The sequence below is a fragment of the Plebeiibacterium sediminum genome, from assembly GCF_026013605.1.
In the GTDB taxonomy this organism is placed as follows: Bacteria; Bacteroidota; Bacteroidia; order Bacteroidales; family Marinilabiliaceae; genus Saccharicrinis; species Saccharicrinis sediminus.
In genome coordinates this window covers 1-311 of sequence record NZ_JAPDPJ010000418.1, presented here as the reverse complement: position 1 = coordinate 311, position 311 = coordinate 1, and the positions used below count along the sequence as shown (strand labels likewise).

General features: G+C 35.4%; 1 protein-coding gene. It reads left to right on the top strand.

Annotation, left to right across the window (positions count from 1 at the left end; genetic code table 11):
- Window positions 1-311, top strand: a 311-nt coding sequence (locus tag OM075_RS26035) for a transposase (RefSeq protein WP_301193447.1), incomplete at both ends; no start/stop codon positions are given.

The window sequence follows — 311 nt, the reverse complement described above, 5'->3', positions numbered from 1 at the left end:
AATAGCATGAATTTAATTGCCACGAAATGTTTCCCTAAGCATACTACGGTTATTGATCGTTTTCATGTTCAAAAATTGGCTTGTGATGCAGTGCAGCAGAAAAGAATCAACTATAGATGGGAAGCAATTGATCAGGACAATCAAGCTTATAAACAAGCTCAAAAAGAAGGACGGAAATATAAACCTGATACTTTAGAAAATGGAGACACCTTAAAACAATTGTTGGCCAGAAGTAGGTATCTGCTTTTTAAACCCAGTCATAAATGGACTGAATCACAGAAACAGCGGGCCAATATATTATTCAATGTTTA